Annotated in this window: 11 protein-coding genes; 8 read left to right on the forward strand and 3 right to left on the reverse strand. The window is 49.8% G+C overall.

The genetic code is table 11. The annotated features are described in order from the left end of the window. Nucleotides 1-14 precede the first annotated feature (14 nt). Nucleotides 15-1,379 (reverse strand): hypothetical protein, encoded by a 1,365-nt coding sequence (locus tag ACJMM9_RS05000; protein WP_405324399.1) that lies wholly within the window; start codon nt 1,377-1,379, stop codon nt 15-17. A gap of 276 nt (nt 1,380-1,655) precedes the next feature. Here ACJMM9_RS05000 and ACJMM9_RS05005 point away from each other — a divergent pair, with 276 nt between their 5' ends. The 6 genes from ACJMM9_RS05005 to ACJMM9_RS05030 all read left to right on the forward strand — a co-directional run bounded on the left by ACJMM9_RS05005 (nt 1,656) and on the right by ACJMM9_RS05030 (nt 9,279). Then, nucleotides 1,656-3,350, forward strand: a complete 1,695-nt coding sequence (locus tag ACJMM9_RS05005; protein ID WP_405324401.1) for a bifunctional metallophosphatase/5'-nucleotidase — start codon at nt 1,656-1,658, stop codon at nt 3,348-3,350. Further along, entirely contained in the window at nt 3,350-4,693 is a 1,344-nt protein-coding gene (locus ACJMM9_RS05010; protein ID WP_405324403.1) for a hypothetical protein, read from the forward strand. Before ACJMM9_RS05005 ends, ACJMM9_RS05010 begins: the two co-directional genes overlap by 1 nt. A gap of 264 nt (nt 4,694-4,957) precedes the next feature. Next, nucleotides 4,958-6,514, forward strand: a complete 1,557-nt coding sequence (gene leuA2 / locus ACJMM9_RS05015; protein WP_405324405.1) for a 2-isopropylmalate synthase LeuA2 — start codon at nt 4,958-4,960, stop codon at nt 6,512-6,514. A gap of 76 nt (nt 6,515-6,590) precedes the next feature. After that, nucleotides 6,591-6,956 carry a hypothetical protein gene (locus ACJMM9_RS05020; protein WP_405324406.1) on the forward strand — a complete coding sequence of 122 codons (366 nt, stop codon included), beginning with the start codon at nt 6,591-6,593 and terminating at the stop codon, nt 6,954-6,956. A gap of 29 nt (nt 6,957-6,985) precedes the next feature. Further along, complete coding sequence (locus tag ACJMM9_RS05025) at nt 6,986-7,798, forward strand: FISUMP domain-containing protein (protein ID WP_405324407.1); 813 nt, start codon at nt 6,986-6,988, stop codon at nt 7,796-7,798. Nucleotides 7,799-7,860: 62 nt separating this feature from the next. Beyond that, nucleotides 7,861-9,279 (forward strand): pyridoxal phosphate-dependent aminotransferase, encoded by a 1,419-nt coding sequence (locus ACJMM9_RS05030; RefSeq protein WP_405324409.1) that lies wholly within the window; start codon nt 7,861-7,863, stop codon nt 9,277-9,279. A gap of 104 nt (nt 9,280-9,383) precedes the next feature. On the opposite strand, the gene ACJMM9_RS05035 is transcribed toward ACJMM9_RS05030, so the two are convergent. Then, the gene (locus tag ACJMM9_RS05035) at nt 9,384-11,162 is read right to left on the reverse strand and encodes a glycoside hydrolase family 9 protein (RefSeq protein WP_405324411.1); all 1,779 of its coding nucleotides are present in this window, start codon (nt 11,160-11,162) and stop codon (nt 9,384-9,386) included. Between the two features lie 225 nt (nt 11,163-11,387). On the opposite strand from ACJMM9_RS05035, the gene ACJMM9_RS05040 reads away from it, so the two are divergent. Both ACJMM9_RS05040 and ACJMM9_RS05045 read left to right on the forward strand, forming a co-directional pair. Further along, entirely contained in the window at nt 11,388-13,490 is a 2,103-nt protein-coding gene (locus ACJMM9_RS05040) for a pectate lyase (protein ID WP_405324413.1), read from the forward strand. Nucleotides 13,491-13,723: 233 nt separating this feature from the next. Continuing rightward, entirely contained in the window at nt 13,724-16,447 is a 2,724-nt protein-coding gene (locus ACJMM9_RS05045; protein ID WP_405324415.1) for a cellulase family glycosylhydrolase, read from the forward strand. 501 nt (nt 16,448-16,948) lie between these two features. On the opposite strand, the gene tgt is transcribed toward ACJMM9_RS05045, so the two are convergent. Further along, a complete protein-coding gene (gene tgt, locus ACJMM9_RS05050) occupies nt 16,949-18,088 on the reverse strand; it encodes a tRNA guanosine(34) transglycosylase Tgt (protein WP_405324417.1) in 1,140 nt (379 codons plus the stop codon). Nucleotides 18,089-18,244: the final 156 nt, after the last annotated feature.

Below are 18,244 nucleotides of genomic sequence, written 5' to 3' on the forward strand. Positions count from 1 at the left end.
GCTTTTTAAAATATCTATTTGCCCGAAACGCGCTTGGCGCCGAACAGCCTGTAGTCTGGGAGAATGTCGCCTGTTGCATCGGTCATTGCAGCGAATGTGGAATCGAACGTCGCCGAATCTGCAGGGAGCGATACGCGCGGCAGGTAGATGGTTGCCATGTATTCTCCAAATGATGAATATCCCTGGAAAGCCATATGTTGTACGACAACCTGTATGGAGTCGTAATCAGACAGGCAGTCGTTTTCGCAGATGTACTTGGGTCCAACGGAATAGATTGGGTGGCTTCCAAGATCGCATCCGACAGTGTATGCATCGCAGTCGGGGTCGTTGGGTTCATAGCTCAGTCCCAGCTTTTCGTAGTTGACAGCGAAGCGGTTTACTACACCCTTGTTCCATACCTTTCCATACACCTTGCGCACGTTGTATGTGCTCGTGGTGATGCGCAGGGAATCGTCTACGATGATGTTCTTCACGGGGTGCGGGGCGCATTTTGCAAAATGGACTTCCTTGTCGTTGTAGTCTAGGCTAAGCGGTTCGCCGGGTTCAATCCAGCTCTGGTAAACAAGGGCGCAAGTGAGCGTGGCCGAAGTGTCTTCGCCGATAAACTTGGTCAGTGCATCCCCCTTCAGGTAGGCTTGGGCGCGGGAAGGTCCGCTCAGGCTTGTAATGCCGTAGGTGTCGAAGAGGACGTCTAGCATCAGGGTGTCGCCGTTCTTGTCCAAAAAGCACTGGGAGCGTACAGTGTCGGCGTAGATGGCGTGAGAGCCGAGCTGGTATATGCTCGCGTACATGTCTTCAAAGAACACGTCGTTGCATTTTTCGCGACTGGTCTGGAAGATGGGTCTTCCGGCAATGGCATTGGGTTTGCGGTCTGACGGAATGAAGTTGAACGTGACCGAGATGTCCTCGCACATCGTGGAATCCATTTGGACGTGCAGCTTGTGCTCTTCGGTGTAGAAGTTCTCGGGGGCCTTGAACGCTAGAAAAGGCCTGTCGTAGATGTCTTTTGCCAGGGTGGGCACGACACTCTTTCCGTCTAGGGTAAATTCCATATTGGACAAATCGCATGAAGATTCTGCCTTGAAATTGGCTGAGAAATACAAGTCTGTCGTGATGTTGCTTACCGGAATGGTGTAGTCGCGGTGCCTGCCTTCCCAGTTTTGCAGGTAGAACAGGTCGTCATTGACGGGGCAGTCCTGTTCGCCTGCGTTTTCGGCATAGAAGCAGAACTTCAAATTTTTCAGTGTGGACGAGATGGCGTCCAGATCGTCCGACCTCTGCTGCTGTTCGGGTGTCAACCCGGGGTCAGATGTGTTTCCGTCGTCGCAGGCGGCGAGAAGGCCCAAAATGGCCGAAAAAAGGAATAGTTTACGTATCATAGTGAATAAAATAAAAATATAGGCATGGTTCAGACAAGTCGTATAGTTGCAATAACGCTGCAAAACCAAAACTGCCCAAAATGCCCAAAACGGGCAAAAAATCGCAAAAAAGCAGTGAAAATGCATTTTTCGTGGGCTAACGAAGCCCCCAAAAAAAATTAGTATTAAATTGAAATTTTTCTTATTATTTTCTTATTATTTTCGTTATATTTATTGTACAATGCGGTGTTTCCGCTGCTTTGCAGAGGTGACTTTTATCGTTTCTAGAGGTTCATTATGACTAGAGCAAAGTTCTTCTTAGTGTGCGTTGTATCTGCGTTTACCTTGCTTGCCTGCTCCGATGATTCCAACAGCTCCGGCAGCGATAACTCAAAGAAAACGGGTGCTCGGATTAAGGTTTTCGAAACGAGCGACATCCATGGCTACATCATGGATGCGACTGGAGGTAAAGAGGACGCCTTCCAGTACAGGCTTGCCTATCTGGCAAAGATTTTCGATAAAGCAAGGGCTTCCGGTGAATACGACGATGTTCTTCTCCTTGATGGAGGCGATATCTACCAGGGCGCTCCGGTATCCAACCTTACGAAGGGTTCTGTGATGCGTGCGGCGATGGACTTGATGGATTACGATGCCGTTTCGCTTGGCAACCATGAGTTTGATTGGGGTATTCAAGAATACGCAACGGACAAGGACGGAACGATCCCTGCTTACGAAATCGGCGATTTTTCGGGAGACCCCGAAATTCCAGTGCTGGCGGCAAACCTCTATTATTCCGATACGCACAAGAGGGTCGGCTTTACCAAGGATTACGTTGTTGTTAAAAAGGCGGGCTATCGCATCGCGTTGATTGGGTATATTCCCGATTACTCGGACGAAATTATGCGCAAAATGGTCGAACCCTACGAAATAAAGGCCGACCTGGACACCTTTTCGAAACGCGTTAGGGAAATCAAGGAAGCGGAAAAGCCCGATGTCACGATTGTCGTTGCCCATGAGCGCCCTACCGACGTCGCGAATGGACTTTCTTCAAAAGATGTGGATCTCGTTACTGGTGGCCATCGTCATGATGGCATCTACGGTGTTGCAGATAACGGTATTCCCTACATTCAGTGCAATTACTACGCTCAGGGTTACGCGAACGCGACCATCATAATCGATAGTGAAGGCAAGGTGACTGTAGAAGACTTGATGTACACTCCGATTACCGAAGATGCGAAGTCTCTCTATGACACTCCGGAAAATGCCGGAAACTTCAATGAGCAGGTGTTGAAACTCTCCCATACAGCGTGGGCTGCCATTAGTGACGAAATGGAAGAGTATCTGGGTTACATTGACGCCTCTTTTGGAAAAAAAGATACTGTTGGTGGGCATACGGCGTCGGGCGGAAACTTTATAACCGGTATGATGCTTGAATACTTCAGGGAAATAAAAGACGAAGACGTTTCGGCGGCTTTCTTCAATATGAAGGGCGTTCGCGCTGACTTCAAGGTTCCCGAAGGCGGAAAGCTCAACATGACTGTTGGTGATATTTATGCGGTCGCTCCCTTCAACAATACCTGGTTGTTGTATGACCTTACTGGCGAAGAACTCGCCCAGCAGATTGTCAACGGGTGGAAATCGTCCGATATGGGTGACCAAGTGACGGGCCTGACGTTTGAATATCGTGATATCGGGACGGAGGAAAAGCCTGATATTGAAGTTGTAAGCATAACGCTGGATGACGGAACGGTGGTCGATATTCACGGCAAGAAACCTATTTATAGGGTGATCGTTTCGAATTACAATGCGACCATAGAAAATGGCGTGTTCATTGACAAGACTCCGGTTTACCCCGAGGCAGAAGCCCCGATTGACAACCAGGCTATTATTGAATTGTTACGTGATAGGCGTGACCACGGCAAGGAACATATCCCTGTGGACAGAACTCCCCGTGGTAGTAAAGTAACCGAAAAAATGAAGGAGGCTGCCTAATGAAAAAGCAACTACTTACTTTATTCATGTCGTTTGCGCTGTTTGCCGCGTGCAGCGATGATTCTTCCAGTACTTCTGCTGAAAAATCCAAGAACAATGGAGGTGATGTTGCCGAGTTTCATCCGTTTTACAGGATTGACCGCGACAACGTGAACGAGTGGCAGGAGCCGCTTGACAACCAGAGGTACCTGACGGCGGGGACGTACGAGCTCAAGGCCGTAGACGAAAAGTATGATTTGGATCCGGCGTATGCTCCTTCCGAAGAGGGCCTTGCAACCCTGAATATTTCCGGAAGCGCTCAGTTCTCGGAACAGCAGTTTAGGGACCTGGCTGACTCGATAAGGGTTCTTGCTGGCAAAAAAAAGGTGTATGTCATCGATTGCCGAAGCGAAAGTCACGCGCTTGTGAACGGAATCGCGATTTCGTATTTCGAACAGCACAACTGGGGTAACCAGGGTTTGACGCTGGAAGAGGTCGAGGCCGACGAGCAGGAGCGCTTTGGCAAAATGGTCGGAACCAAGCAGACCTTCAACGAAAAGGATGGCGAGTCGCCCGGTGAGGCGATGACGCTGAAGGTTAAAAGCATCATGATGGAACGTGAGCTTGTCGAAAGTGAAGGTTTCGAATACAAGAGGTTTGTCGCCCTCAACAATCACTGGCAAGAACCGGAAATGATAGACGAGTTCATCGAATTTGTGAAGGGACTGGATATGGACAAGGTCTGGCTCCATTTCCATTGCCAGGCGGGCAAGGGGCGTACGGCGATCTTCATGGTAATTTACGATATGATGAAGAATCCTGACGTGTCGATGAGGGATATTGTTATACGCCAGGCGAAAGCGGGTGGCAACTACCTCCTCTATACGGAAAAATCGGACCACTACAAGTCTCCGCTTTTCGATGACATTGCCGAAAAGGTTCAACTGCTGTATATGTATATCCAGGAGAACAGAAAATCGAACTACAAGGTCACATGGAGCGAATGGCTGAAGAAGAAAGTGACAACTCTTACGACGACCGTTCCGGATGCTGGCTCGGTTACGAAGGATGGAAACCTAAATTTTGACATGTCGGCAAAGTCGTTCCTGAAGACTTTCGACTATGGCGATATCGTCACGGTTCTCGTGGTGGGCTACGGCACGGTGGACGTTCCCGTTGCTGCAAACGATGACGATGTCAAGTCGGGTGAATTCGTCCTACGCGTCAAGAAAGATTCTGACAAAATAACGCTCGGAATTAAAAATGGTAACGGAGCATCGGTCCTTGGCATCGGTGACAAGGTACATTACCCGTTGAGTATCGTTGTCCGGATGAAAGAAAAGGGCGGATACGCGAACAAATAGAAATGCTTGAATTAGTTCGCCCCTTGCCATTCCTTTCAAAACTTTGTATATTCATGCACATGAGAAAAACCTTGAACCTTCTACTTCTACTTAGCATCGCTACCGAAGCGAGGTTTTAGGGATTTTTCAAAGATTTTCAAACGAATTTCAACCCCAAAGCGCCCGCTTCGAGAACGAAGCGGGTTCTTTTTTATGGCGAAATTCTATTTTTGAATTGAAAAATTAAAGGAACTTTGCGGTCTTGAAGCCGGCAAGGAGATAAAAATGACTGAAACGAGAAAACCATTCTTCTATGACGTAACACTGCGTGATGGTAACCAGGCTCTTCCGAAGCCCTGGAACAACGCCCAGAAAAAAGATGTTTATCTGTTGCTCTTGAAGCTCGGTGTGCAAGGTGCCGAAGTCGGTTTCCCTGCGTCTAGCGAAATGGATTTTGAATCGGTCATGGAACTTGCAAAGCTCACCGCGCAGATGGCGGAAGAAGGCGACGAAACTGCAAAGAACGTCGTGGTTTCTGGCCTCGCTCGCTGCATTGAAAGCGATATCCAGCGCTGCTGGGAAGCTGTCCAGTACGCTCCGCATCCGCGCATCCATACGTTCCTCGCGACAAGCCCCTTGTCCATGGAAAACGTGCTGCACATGACGCCCGAACAGGTCAAGGAAAAGGCTGTGAAGTGCGTGAAGTTTGCAAAGTCGCTCGTCGGTGACAAGGGCGATGTGGAATTCAGTGCCGAACATTTTGGCGACTGCCTCGAAAACATGGATTTTGTGATTGACGTTCTGAAGGCTGTTGTCGAAGCCGGTGCAACGACGATTAACTTGCCGAACACGGTGGAACGCTACCGGCCGAAGCTCTACGTCGATCAGGTTAAGCAGGTCTACGAAGCTTTGCCCAAGAATATCACGATTTCTGTCCACTGCCACAATGACCTTGGCATGGCAACGGCTGCTACCGTCGAAAGCTTCTTCGTCGGAGCAACGCAGCTCGAAGTCGCTTTGAACGGCCTCGGTGAACGCTGCGGCAACACGAACTTCTACGAAGTCGCAATTGGCCTGCATAACTCCGGCGTCGATACGGGACTGCATCTCGAACGCATTTACGAAACCGCAATTCTCGTGAGCCACTGGAGCGGTGTGCCTATATACATCCGCGCTCCGTTGATCGGTACTGAAGCTATCGTCCACCGCAGCGGCATCCATCAGGATGGTGCTTCCAAGACGAAGGACATGAAGAAGGGCGCTTACCGTCCGATTGACTACTCGATCATTGGCCGTAACCAGAACGATTCGCTCAGCTTCACGAGCCAGAGCGGCCGTACTGCCGTGTACGAAATCATCACGAAGTTCGGCTACAAGATGACCTTGCAGGAAGCTTCCAAGTTGCAGCCGATTTTGAAGGCTTGCAGTGAAAAGGAAGGCGAACTCAGTGCCGAACGCGTGCTCGATGTGTTCCGCGAACATTTCGTCAACGTGAACGGTCGCTTGGTGTTCAACAACATCGAAGTTATCCCGGACGAAAACCGCTTCATTTTCCACTTCAAGAAGGATGGCGAAGCGCTTGTGAAGTCCGTGACGGCAGAAGGCCCGATCGAGGCAGCCCTGATGCTCATGCGTGAAATCGGCATGCCGGTCGAACTCGTGAAGTACCGCCAGCTCGTCGTTCCTGAAAAGGATACGTTGTGGGCAGGTCGTGGCTTAAGCCGCATTGTCTTGAAGGCAAACGGCGAAGAAGTTGAAGGTCGCGGTGTTTCGAGCGATACGCTCAAGGCTAACATGCGCGCTCTCTTCGGCGGCGTGAACCTGCTGTATAAGAAAGCTTAACGTTGCGCACTATTGAAATGTCATGCCGCACTTGTTGCGGCATCGCCTTCTTGTCGAGGGAATAAAGGAGAAAATTATGTTAGAACAACTGAAACGCCCTTTCAAAAAAGTCTATGGCAAGGTGCGCTCCTATGTCAGCTGTTTTGTCGGACCCGTCAAGGATTCGGCGTCTAAGTTGTTCGCCCTGATTCCCGGTTTCAAGGCTTTCGCCGGTTCCGAAGACTTGGCGAATGCGGATGATGCTGATGGAACTCTCGTGGATGGCGAGAATGGCAAGGTTGCAAAGCCGGGCCTGCGCGCTAAACTCAAAAACTTCAAGCAATCCCTCAAGGGCTTGAGCGATGCTCAAAAGCTCATTCTCTTGACAATCGCTGTTGTTCTCCCCGCGGGCATTGTTCTCGCACTTGCCCTCGCAAGCTTCTTGAAAAAGCGCAAGAAATAGTATAACGTTATTATAGGAATTAAATAGGTATGCAACGCATTTGGATAATACTTGCATCTGTTGCTGTGTTCCTTTTAATGACGTATAAATTTTCTATTCAAGATCAAAAGAGAAAAATGTCCTCTGAAGAGGCTATGGAATTTATCTTCAAAATAGAAGATAAGATTACAGCCTTTGGTAAAATAAGAGATAGAAAATCCGCTGAAAAAATGTTGGAAAAAGTTTCGCCCCCAAAAATTGTTGAGGATTTTTTTGAGGATAGTCGAGACAGCGTAAAGTACAAGACTGTTAAAATTGGTGACCAATGGTGGACGGCTGAAAACCTGAAATATAAACAGGGGGATGCAGCTTGCTATGAAAATGATTCCGCCAATTGTAAAGAGTATGGTCGTCTCTATTCATGGGATGAGGCGGAAGAAGCTTGCCCTCCAGGTTGGCATTTGCCACAGGTGAGCGAGGTCGAAACGCTTTTGAAAAATGTTGGTGGCGTGCAAGATGAAGAAAAAAAGTCTTTATGGCATAATGCTGGCTATTTTTTGAAGTCCAAGACGGGATGGCAAGATTATGATGAAGGGGTGAGTGGAAATGGTTTTGATGTGTTCGGTTTTTCGGCTCTAGCGGCAGGCAGGTATGGTGATGATATCCTTGGCTTCTATTATTTGAATGTTGGAGCCTGGTTCATTGTGTCGCGTAAAAATGCACCATGTCGTTTCAATATGCTGTTGATGGGCTTTGATTCGGGCGATGCGACTTTATTTTCTAATGACGGAAATTCTAGAAATGATGGCATTTTAGGCAAGATGGACAAAGGTCGATATTCCGTCCGTTGCCTCAAGGACTAAAATTTGTGAATTAGGAAGTTCGAATATTGAGCGCCATTTGTATTTGCTAAATTTGTGCTATCATGCTTTCTTCTCGACTTCCTAAAGATCTTTCTCCGTCGCCGTTCTTTGCTGAACTGGAACGCGCAAAAGCGGATGTGTTTGCGGAGTGCGCGAACTCGGATGCGCTCCCGTTGATCGACATGACGGTGAGCAGCCCCGTGAAGGCTGGCTTGCCGGTGGATTTGGATATTGCGGTCGATGAAGGCCGTAAAGATTTTGGCAACTGGAATCCAGATGCGGCGGGCTGGAAATTGGCTCGCGAGGCGGTGGTGGAGTATTACCGTGAACGCGGTGGCGCTTTTACGGCTGGGCAGATAATTCTTACCGCAAGTACGAGCGAAGCTTATTCCGTCTTGTTTAAGACTTTCTGCGATCCGGGCGACGTGATTTTGACGCCGATGCCCGGCTATCCGCTTTTGGATACGCTTGCGCAGTTGGAACATTTGGAATGCGCTCCGTATTTTTTGAAGTTGAAACGTGAGAATGCCGCGAGCAGTCTGGCGCAACACTCGCCTGGTACGTCATTGCGCAGAGCGCATGACTCGTCGGCTCAGTTATGCCAGCCTGCAAGCAGTCTGTCGCAACGCTCGCCTAGTACGTCATTGCGAGCACAAAGTGCGAAGCAATCTAAAGCAAATACATCTACTTTCCGTTTAGTCTTAGATTCCGACAGCCTCTTGGCAGCACCGGAACGTGCAAAAATCTTGTTGCTTGTTTCGCCGCATAACCCGACAGGTCATTGCATTTCACGTGAAGAATGGAACGAGGCGGTTCGCTTTTGCGAAGAGAACAACATGATTCTCGTCGTCGATGAAGTCTTTGGCGATTACACGTTCACAGATAAAGTCTCGCGCACTTGGAAGTATGTTTTAGACGAGAGACGAGAGACGAGAGACGAGAGTGAAAATACGCTCTGGGATGCTGGCGGGGGAGACTTTATCAACCTTCCCAAAGATGGACCGAAGTGCCCGATTTTCTGGCTGAACGGTCTCAGCAAGGCCGTGGGCTCGCCGCAGCTAAAGCTCGGCTGGATGGCGTTCTACGCCCCGCGCGAAAATTTCGAAGAAATTCGCGCGGCTCTTGAATTCGTCGAAGACGCCTACTTGAGCGTTTCCGCGCCTGCGCAGGCTCTCGGCGCATCCCTGCTCAAACATTCCGCAGCTTACGAATCTAAAGTCCTCGAACGATTGCAGCAGAATTGGCAGACGCTTCGCGAAGCGTTCCCGTCCAAGTATTGCCCCGAAGTTCTTGGCGGTTGGTATGCTGTAGTGCGTCTCGGTGAAGACGATGAAGAACTCACGCTCCGCTTGCTTCGCGAAAAGCATGTGCTTGTGCAGCCGGGCTTCTTCTTTGACTTTGATGAAGACGGCTGGGTCGTGATGAGCTTGTTGCAAGATCCCGCGATTTTCAAAGAAGCGATTGAACGTATTAAGCAATAACGCAAAAAAGCCCGCGCATCTTGCACGGGCTTCTAAGTTCGATCAAATTGCTTCGAGTGCTGCGCACTCTAAAATTCTGTCTACTTCCTACTGTCTACATCCTACTAAAAATTATTCACCTTGAATGTCTTTGTTGCATTCTTGGACATAACCTTGATAATCTGCATGCCTTTATTTCTGAGGCTCACATTCAGGCTTGCTCCTTTGCTTGTGAACTCCTGTTCAAGCTTGCCGCTCAAGCTGAAAATTTGAACTTTGAACGGGGTGCTATTTGCACTGCTGATTGTGAACGACGACGAATTGCGAATGATGTTGAAGGCAATTGAGTTCAGCATGCGTCCGCCAATGATGCTTTCTTTTCCAGAGGAGTCTGGCTTTTCTTCCGGAACTTCAATATCGCTTCCGACTTTTTTGACCGGGGCGCGCTTGCTCAAGATGTAGCCGAGAGCGCCGACGAGCGGTGCGTTCAGGTCTACGCAAACTTCGTTCACCTGCCAGTCTGCGGTAGAACCATTGTGGCTGCCACTCGTGAAGTCGCCAGCAATCATGCCGCCCAAAAGCTTGTTCTTTTCTGGAGGAGAACCGGCTCCGTTGACGTCGCGACCAGGATCTTCGTTGCCATAGTAACCGCGATGGTGCGGCCTGTTCGGCGCCTTAGCTCCGTTGCGATCGAAACCGACAACGTATGACTTCTTGTTGCTGTTGTCGCCGAGAAGGTATGCGATGTTCTTTTCGATGGCTTCGTCGTAAGAATTGTCCCCTGAAAATTTGGAATAGAGGGCGTAAAGGAATGCGCCGCCAGATGGTGTGCGTGTAGAGAACTTGCCTGGGCCACCCGTTTCTTTATTGTAAATACCCTTGCTGTCTCTTTGTTCCAGGTACATTCTGTCGAGGTAGCCAACCGCTCCTGAAAAGTCTGCAGGCGGGTGGAAATTGAAAGTGTATTCGCCCATAATGTTAGAGAGCGGACTTGCATCAGAATAGCTAAAGCGAGAGTAGCTATTTTTGTCAAAGTCGATCTTGTCGTAGAAATTCTTGGCTTCGGTCTTGTAAGATTCATCCTTGGTGGTACGGTAAAGCTCTGTTGCCGCAAGGAACGGACCGTCTTCCCAGATTCCATTCCACCAGCTGCTTTCGTAGAATCCCTGGGAATTTGTGACGCCCTTGTGCTTCTTGGCGTAGGCAAATGCAGTCTTTGCTGCCTTCAGGTATTTTTCGCGAGCCGATTCATCGGGGTCGATACGAGCCATCACGGCAAGCATTGCTGCGGCCATGCCCGGTGTATAAGCATCGTTTGCGTTACCCGTAATTTCGCGCGGTTCGCCACCGTCACCCGTACCGAGCTTTGTCATGGCACCTGCGGTCACCCACTTGTTGTGGTCCTGGTTGCCGTTACCTTTTACGGTCACGAAGTTATTTTCGTCAATGGCGGCCTTGACCCAGAAATCGGCTTCGTAGCGAAGTTCTTCGAGAAGGTCACGCACGTCGTTTGGCTTGCCGCCCTTGCGTGTATAATCCTTGCTTGATTTGTAGTCGGTGTAGTCACCGGTGTAGAGGTCGTAAAAACCTGTGGTAAATTCAGCAAATGCGAGTGCCAAAACGTAAGAGGAGTAACCCTGGGACTGGCCGTACATCACGTGGTCACCGCAGTCGAACCAACCGCCGCTTACGTCTTTACCGTTGTATTTTTCGTTTGTAAAGCTGGTGGGATTATTTGTCCCGTCGAGGATCCAGTTCGGCCCCTGACCAGAACGCTGGGCACCATAGAAACGGGTCGTCATCCATGCGGCTTCGATGTAATCGTCATCGCTTAGGCCTGCATAGCTATCTGTAAAAGCAAGCCCAAATATTGCAAGCCCTGCTAAAAAAGTCTTTTTTAACATAATCATCCTCAAAGGTATCCCATCCACACCTAGCGACCACAATATAAAATTTTATTTGAAAATTTCACGCAAAATAAAATTCACCTTTCGTGAAAACGACAAAATGCGTCTTTTATCAGATTTTTCAATGCAACGAAAAAATATGTTGCGAAAAATTGACAATTGCTGTATATTAGTATTTGGTGTGGGGCTATTTGTTAGCCCGTTTTTGTGGTGGGATGTTTTATGAAACACGTCGTTTCTGTTTTCGCGTGTGCCGGCCTTTTTGTTGTGGCCAATGCGCAAGTTTCTCTTCAGACAGCCTCAGGTGCTTTGGAATCGGCCTATGCCGAATGGGCATCTGATGGTTCCGATAGCTACAACGTCTATTATTCAGGCGCTGGCGCAAGTAACGTCAAGGTGGATGCTCCGCTCATCCGCAAGTACGGTACCAAGTACCGTGTGGACGTGGTCGGCCTCAAGGCGGGGAGCTACACGCTCAAGGTCGCGTCTGTAAAAGGCGGCAAAGAGACCGCTTCGACGACTTCAAAATCGCTGACGGTCAAATCTCATGACCGAGCCGGTTTTGCGTTCAGCAATGGACGAGTGCCGGGTGCCTACAAGGCTGACGGTACGCTCAAGGACGGCGCCGCCGTACTTTATATTAACGAGAGTACCAAGAATTCGGTGACGATGGACGTGACTGTCAAATCCAAGGGTACAAAACAGACTTGCAAGAGCTTCCAGGGCATCTTGAATTGCTACAAGAAGGGCTTCGAGACGACTCCGCTCGACTTGCGCTTCATTGGCAATGTGACGGATTCCGATTCGCTCGTGCAGGGCGACATGATGATTGACCTTGGCAGTTCCGAAAATTCTTATGTGACTGTGGAAGGTATCGGTAACGATGCAACCGTAAACGGCTGGGGCATCCGCGTCAAGAATGCGCAGAATGTGGAAATTCGTAACTTGGGTATCATGAACGTCGATTCCGATGAAGGCGACAACATTGGCTTGCAGCAGAATAACCAGTACGTCTGGGTCCACAACAATGATTTTTTCTACGGCCATGCCGGTAGCGACAAGGACCAGGTCAAGGGCGATGGTGCGTTGGACTGCAAAATGTCCACCTACATTACGTTTAGCTACAATCACTTCTGGGATAATGGCAAGTCGAACTTGCTAGGCCTCAAGGAAGGTAAGAGCGAAGGTTACTACATCACGTATCACCACAACTGGTACGACCATTCCGATAGCCGCCATCCGCGAGTGCGTTACTACAGCGCCCATGTGTACAACAACTATTACGATGGCAATGCCAAGTACGGTGCGGGTTCTACGCTCGGTTCGTCCGTGTTCATGGAAGCAAACTACTTCCGCAACTGTAAGTATCCGATGATGACGTCCTTGCAAGGTTCTGACGTCTATGCGGGCGGTACCAAGCGTGATGCGACGAACAACGGCACGTTCAGCAAGGAAGCGGGCGGTACGATCAAGGCTTACAACAATTATATGGAAGGAACTTACACGTTCATTCCGTATGGTGCAAGCAAGTACATTTTGAAGGGCAAGGAAACCGCCATTGGCAATATTGATTCCAAGGCCGATTTCGATGCCTACGTGGTGACTTCGCGCGATGATCAGGTGCCGTCCAGTGTTAAGTCTTATTCGGGCGAAAACACCTACAACAACTTCGATACGGACAAGTCCATCATGTACAGCTACACGGCGGATTCTCCGGAACAGGCTGTGGCGAACGTTCGTGCTTATGCTGGCCGCTTGCAGGGTGGCGATTTCAAGTGGACGTTTGACAATTCTGTCGATGACGCCTCCTCTGACGTGAACCAGGCGCTCAAAGACGCGCTTATGGCTTACAAGGGCGGTAACGGCGAAGTGATGGAGTATTCTTCCTCTTCCGTCACCCAGAGTTCTTCGTCTTCTTCCGTCATCCTGAGCTCATCGAGCGAAGGGTCCAGTGAAAGTTCTTCTAGCGTCATTCCGGACCCCGATCCGGAATCCTCTAGCTCTTCGGAAACGCCGAAGTCTAGTTCCAGCGGCGAAAAGGTCGAAAGCTCGAGTTCTTCTCAAACGACTGGGTTTGCAAATGTCATGCCGGCGGTGTCTCGTGAGATTTTCTACGATTCCCGTTCTGCACACCTTGTCATCGGAACTTCCGACGTCTCCCGTTTGGATATTGTCGGTATCGACGGCCGCCGCGTCAATATTGCTGGCCTTAAGAACGTAGGTGACGCCCGAGTTGTGGACTTGAGTGCGCTCCGTGCCGGCGTCTACATCGTACGCTTCAAGACTCCTCTAGGCTTGCGGACCATGAAGTTTGCAAAGAACTAGTTATTGGTCTCTGGTGGCTGGTCGTTAGTCTTTGGTTGAAATAGCTCTTTTGGTGACAATAGACCATTGACTAATGACCAAAAGTTTTTTCTGTAAAATTTTCTATCCCAAATTGCCTTTTTTGAATGGAAATCAATGTTTCCAAATAAATTACATCTATTTTCCCCCATAATATTTATCTTTCGGTTGGGATTATATGGTTGCGGAGATTGGGTGAACTCAAAAGGATGTTTATGAAAAAAATCTTCGCATTAATGATGTGCGCTGCTGTGACCTCTGCCATGGCGGTGAAAGCAAGTCGTGTTGGCCCAGTGAGCACATACGGTGAACTCGTCGCAAACGGTGGCAAACTTTCCGGTACTTGCAAGACATACTCTGACAAGGCTGTTCAGGTCAAGGGTATGAGCCTTTTCTGGAGCTCGGGCAACACCTATTCTACCGACTTCTATTCCGAAAAGGGCATCAACCGCCTGGTTGATGACATGGGTATCGAAGTTGTGCGTTTTGCTCTTGGTGCCGCTGACGAAAAGTTCAACAGCTCGGGCCGTTCTTACACGACGGGTGGCGAAGGCTTTCAGAAGGCTTTGCTCAAGTCTGTGGTGAATGCTGCTATTGACAAGGATATTTACGTAATTATTGACTGGCACATCGAAAGTTCCGAAGGTTATACCAATGATGCTGTCAGCTTCTTTGAATATGCAGCCAAGGAATATGGCCAGTACAACAACGTGATTTTCGAAATCTGGAACGAACCGACCGGTAGCATGGATGCCGTGAAGCAGCATGCTGATCGCGTGATTCCGGTTATTCGTAAGTACTCTGACAACCTCATCCTCGTGGGTAGCCCGGGATGGTCCAGCCAGCCGAATGCTTGCGCTTCCGCAGGCATCTCCGACAAGAACTACGGCTGTACGCTCCACTTCTATGCTGCAACTCACCAAATGGGTGATGGTGGCTATAACAAGGCTGCAGAAACGGCTATGGCTGCAGGCGTGCCTGTGTTCGCTACCGAATGGGGTACCGTCAATGCTAACGGTGACGGCCAGCCGGATGAAGGCTCCAGCAACAAGTGGGTAGAATGGATGGCTCAGAAGGGCGTGTCCTGGACGAACTGGAACGCTTCTGCCATGAACGAAACTTCTGCTGCATTTGCTAATGCTGTGTTCGAAAATGGCTTCACTTACACCAATTCTGGTAAGTATGTAAAGAGCAAGCTCGGTGGTGCAACTTATAAGGATTGCGGCCTCCAGAACGGTTCTGCTTCTGAAGAAAGCGGATTCTCCACGGGCGTTGCCAATGGCGCTACGACTTCCATTCTCGATGACATGGAAGATGGCGACCGTTATGGCTACCTCGGTGGTGCATGGGCTGCTGTCGAAGACCAGGAAAACGGTGGCGCAAGCTCTATTTCTAACGAAAAGATCCAAGACGACTTCGGCAATACGACCTATAAAGTTGTCTACCCGGTTAGCGGCGATAACAAGAATACGTCCAAGTATGTTGCCGCTCTTAAGGATGTCAAGATTGGTAAGGGTTCTCTCTCTTACGGTCCGTACATCAAGATGTTCCTCACGCTCTTGAAGGAACCGGCAAAGGATTCCCCGAAGGCTTATGCGGACTTCTCCAAGTGCAAGACCATCAAGTACAAGTACAAGGGTGCAAGCCATAACTTTGCTATCGAAACGACCGATGTTACCGACTACAACTATCATCGCGTGAACAAGGATGCTTCTGAAGGTTGGAAGGAAGTTGAAATTACGGCGGATATGTTGAAGCAGGAAACTTGGGGGGACGATTCTCGCTCTAAGCCGATCAAGATGCAAAACGCCACTCGCCTTTCTTGGGAAATCAAGGGCCTCGAAAAGGTCCCGGACGAAGTGAACCAGCCCAAGTATCCGTACCTCTATGTGGATGACGTGATGTGCGACGGTCTTTCCTTCACTGCTATTAGCGGTGGTGCAAGTGATACGCCGAAGTCTTCTTCTAGTGCTGCTGTTGGCCAGAGTTCTTCTTCTGTTGTTGCTGGTTCTTCTAGCAGCGTCATTGCTCCGACTTCTTCTAGCGCAATCGTTCCGGGTTCTTCTTCTACGGTTGTTGCAAAGACTGTTGTGGATATCGACGATGTCGAAGATCTTGACGAAGTTCTCAAGACGACTGGTACCTGGTATGCTTACACGGATAAGGAACCGGGTGGAAAGTCCTCTATTTCTAACGTCTATGACCAACAGCTTGGTGGCTATGTGGTTGTTTTCCCGGGTACGGAAGATCAGACGAATGGCACTAAGGGCTTCGTTGGTTTGAAGGACATCAATTGGGATCAGGGAACCTATACCGAAGCTCCGTTTGTGGCTCTTGGCCTCAATACAAATGCTGATACCTCTAAGGGCATTGACTTGAGCAAGTGCGGTGCAATTAGCTACCGTTACAAGGGTTCTGCTCATACATTCAAGGTCCAGGATGGTTCTGTGACGGACTATGCTTACCACGAATATCAGCTTGATGATTCCCAGGTTTGGAAGACCTTGGTTATCAATGTCGAAGACATTGTTCAGCCGGACTGGACTAATGACCCGAAGGACCTCAACTGGGGTGCTATCAAGAAGATGGCTTGGGAAGTTGTTGGCTACAAGGGCATTGTCTATCAGCCGAAGATCAACTATCTCTATGTGGACGACCTCAAGTGTGTCGAAGCGAAGGTTGGCATCAAGACTGTTGCTCGCGCTGCTAGCGGTATCAAGTTCGGTATGAACGGCAACGTTTTGAATGTGAACTTCAACAAGGCTGGCAAGGCTCGTGTCCAGGTCTTCGACCTTATGGGCCATGTCGTTGAAAGCTTCAGCGAAAATGTGAATGCCGGTGCAAGCCAGTTCTCTCTCAAGAACTTGAGCAATGGCAACTACGTTGTTCGCGTGATGATGAACGGCGCTGCAAAAACTGCCCGTATCTCCATCAAGTAAAGACTGATGCGCTCCTTTGCGGAGCGCTTAAGTAACCATCAAAATGCCCCGGACAATAGTCCGGGGCGTTTTTGTATATACAACAAGGGAGGGCTTGCGCCCTCCCGAAACTGTCATGCCGGACTCTGTTCCGGCATCGCCATTCCTTGCAGCCTCCCCGGATTCAGTCATTCTCGACCGAAGGGAGGGAATCCATTATTTCTTGTACTCTTGTTTACTCAAGATTTCTCTGCAACACTTCGCACTTGGCCTTCGTCCATTGGGTTCGATGCCTTGCTTATCGCAAGGCATCTACGACAAGGGAGGGTTCACGCCCTCCCAAAGCTGTCATCCCGGCCTTGTGCCGGGATCACCTTATACAGTTTTTTATTGCAAGTCGCGCTGTAGCACTTCGCACTTAGCCTTTGCCCATTGGGTTCGATGCCTTGCTTATCGCAAGGCATCTATGACAAGGGAGGGCTTGCGCCCTCCCTAAGACCCACCTTTTCCAAATGCTAATAACTATTCAAGGTTTCTTTGAAGAACTTCGCACTTGGCCTTTGCCCATTCTTCGAAGGTGTCGTCGGCGAGGTGGTCCTTCGCTTCTTGCATGAGGTGCAGGTAAAAGTGCAGATTGTGGATGCTGGCGAGCGTGTAGCCGAGCGATTCGCCGGCGTGGTGCAGGTGGCGCAAGTAGGCTCGGCTGAAGTTGCGGCAGCAGTAGCAGTCGCAATTCGGGTCGACCGGCTTGTCGTATTCTTCGGCGTGGCGGGCAGCCTTGTAGCGGAGCACACCTTCGCTTGTGAAAAGCATACCGTTACGGGCGTTGCGCGTGGGCATCACGCAGTCGAACATATCGACACCGCGACCGATCAATTCCAGCAAGTTCCACGGCGTTCCGACGCCCATCACATAGCGCGGGTGGTCTGTGGGCAAGTAATCCGTGCAGAAATCTGCGATCTCGTACATCGTTTCGGTCGGTTCGCCGACGGAAAGTCCGCCCATGGCGTAGCCATCGGGGCCGAGTTCTGCGATGCGTTCGATAGCTTGCTTGCGCAAATGCGTGTGCATGCCGCCTTGGATGATGCCAAAGAACTGCTGGTCATAACCGTGGATTGGCGGGTGTTCCTTGAGCCATTCCATTGCTTCGGCGGTCCAGCGGAGCGTGTAGTTTAAGCTGTGTTCCGCTTCCTTGACCGTGCTCGGATACGGCGTACATTCATCGAGCGCCATGATGATATCCGCGCCGATTTCGCGCTGGGCGTTCATTACGCTTGACGGACTAAAAAAGTGCTTGGAACCGTCAAGAATGCTTCGGAATTCAACGCCTTCGGGCTTGATCTTGCGAAGTTCCTTCAAACTCCACACCTGGAATCCACCGCTGTCCGTGAGCACAGGGCCATTCCAGCTCATGAACTTGTGGATGCCGCCTGCAGCAGCAATTTTGGGCGTTGTGGGGCGCAAGTACAAGTGGTACGTGTTTGCGAGGATAATCTGAGCCTTGATGTCTTCCTTGAGCTGTGCGGGCGTTACGGCCTTTACGGTCGCTTCGGTGCCCACCGGCATAAAAATCGGCGTTTGGATGTCGCCGTGGTCGGTGTGCAAAACACCTAGACGGGCCTTGGATTTCTTTGACGTCTTTTTCAGTTCAAAACGGTTCATGGTCGCAAATGTAGAATTTTATGGGGGAGAGGGAAAGGGCGCCAATGCAAATAAAAAAGACTCGATTTCCATCGAGTCTTTTTCTGCGGTCGGACAGACTTGAACTGTCATGAGATTGCTCCCACTAGCACCTCAAGCTAGCGTGTCTACCAATTC

Source organism: Fibrobacter sp., assembly GCF_045112255.1.
Lineage (GTDB): Bacteria > Fibrobacterota > Fibrobacteria > Fibrobacterales > Fibrobacteraceae > Fibrobacter.

What these genes read in the sequence shown, in the direction of transcription:
- ACJMM9_RS05000 (WP_405324399.1), bottom strand. Translation starts at nt 1,379, where the DNA reads ATGATACGTAAACTATTCCTTTTTTCGGCCATTTTGGGCCTTCTCGCC.
- ACJMM9_RS05005 (WP_405324401.1), top strand. Translation starts at nt 1,656, where the DNA reads ATGACTAGAGCAAAGTTCTTCTTAGTGTGCGTTGTATCTGCGTTTACC.
- ACJMM9_RS05010 (WP_405324403.1), top strand. Translation starts at nt 3,350, where the DNA reads ATGAAAAAGCAACTACTTACTTTATTCATGTCGTTTGCGCTGTTTGCC.
- leuA2 (WP_405324405.1), top strand. Translation starts at nt 4,958, where the DNA reads ATGACTGAAACGAGAAAACCATTCTTCTATGACGTAACACTGCGTGAT.
- ACJMM9_RS05020 (WP_405324406.1), top strand. Translation starts at nt 6,591, where the DNA reads ATGTTAGAACAACTGAAACGCCCTTTCAAAAAAGTCTATGGCAAGGTG.
- ACJMM9_RS05025 (WP_405324407.1), top strand. Translation starts at nt 6,986, where the DNA reads ATGCAACGCATTTGGATAATACTTGCATCTGTTGCTGTGTTCCTTTTA.
- ACJMM9_RS05030 (WP_405324409.1), top strand. Translation starts at nt 7,861, where the DNA reads ATGCTTTCTTCTCGACTTCCTAAAGATCTTTCTCCGTCGCCGTTCTTT.
- ACJMM9_RS05035 (WP_405324411.1), bottom strand. Translation starts at nt 11,162, where the DNA reads ATGTTAAAAAAGACTTTTTTAGCAGGGCTTGCAATATTTGGGCTTGCT.
- ACJMM9_RS05040 (WP_405324413.1), top strand. Translation starts at nt 11,388, where the DNA reads ATGAAACACGTCGTTTCTGTTTTCGCGTGTGCCGGCCTTTTTGTTGTG.
- ACJMM9_RS05045 (WP_405324415.1), top strand. Translation starts at nt 13,724, where the DNA reads ATGAAAAAAATCTTCGCATTAATGATGTGCGCTGCTGTGACCTCTGCC.
- tgt (WP_405324417.1), bottom strand. Translation starts at nt 18,088, where the DNA reads ATGAACCGTTTTGAACTGAAAAAGACGTCAAAGAAATCCAAGGCCCGT.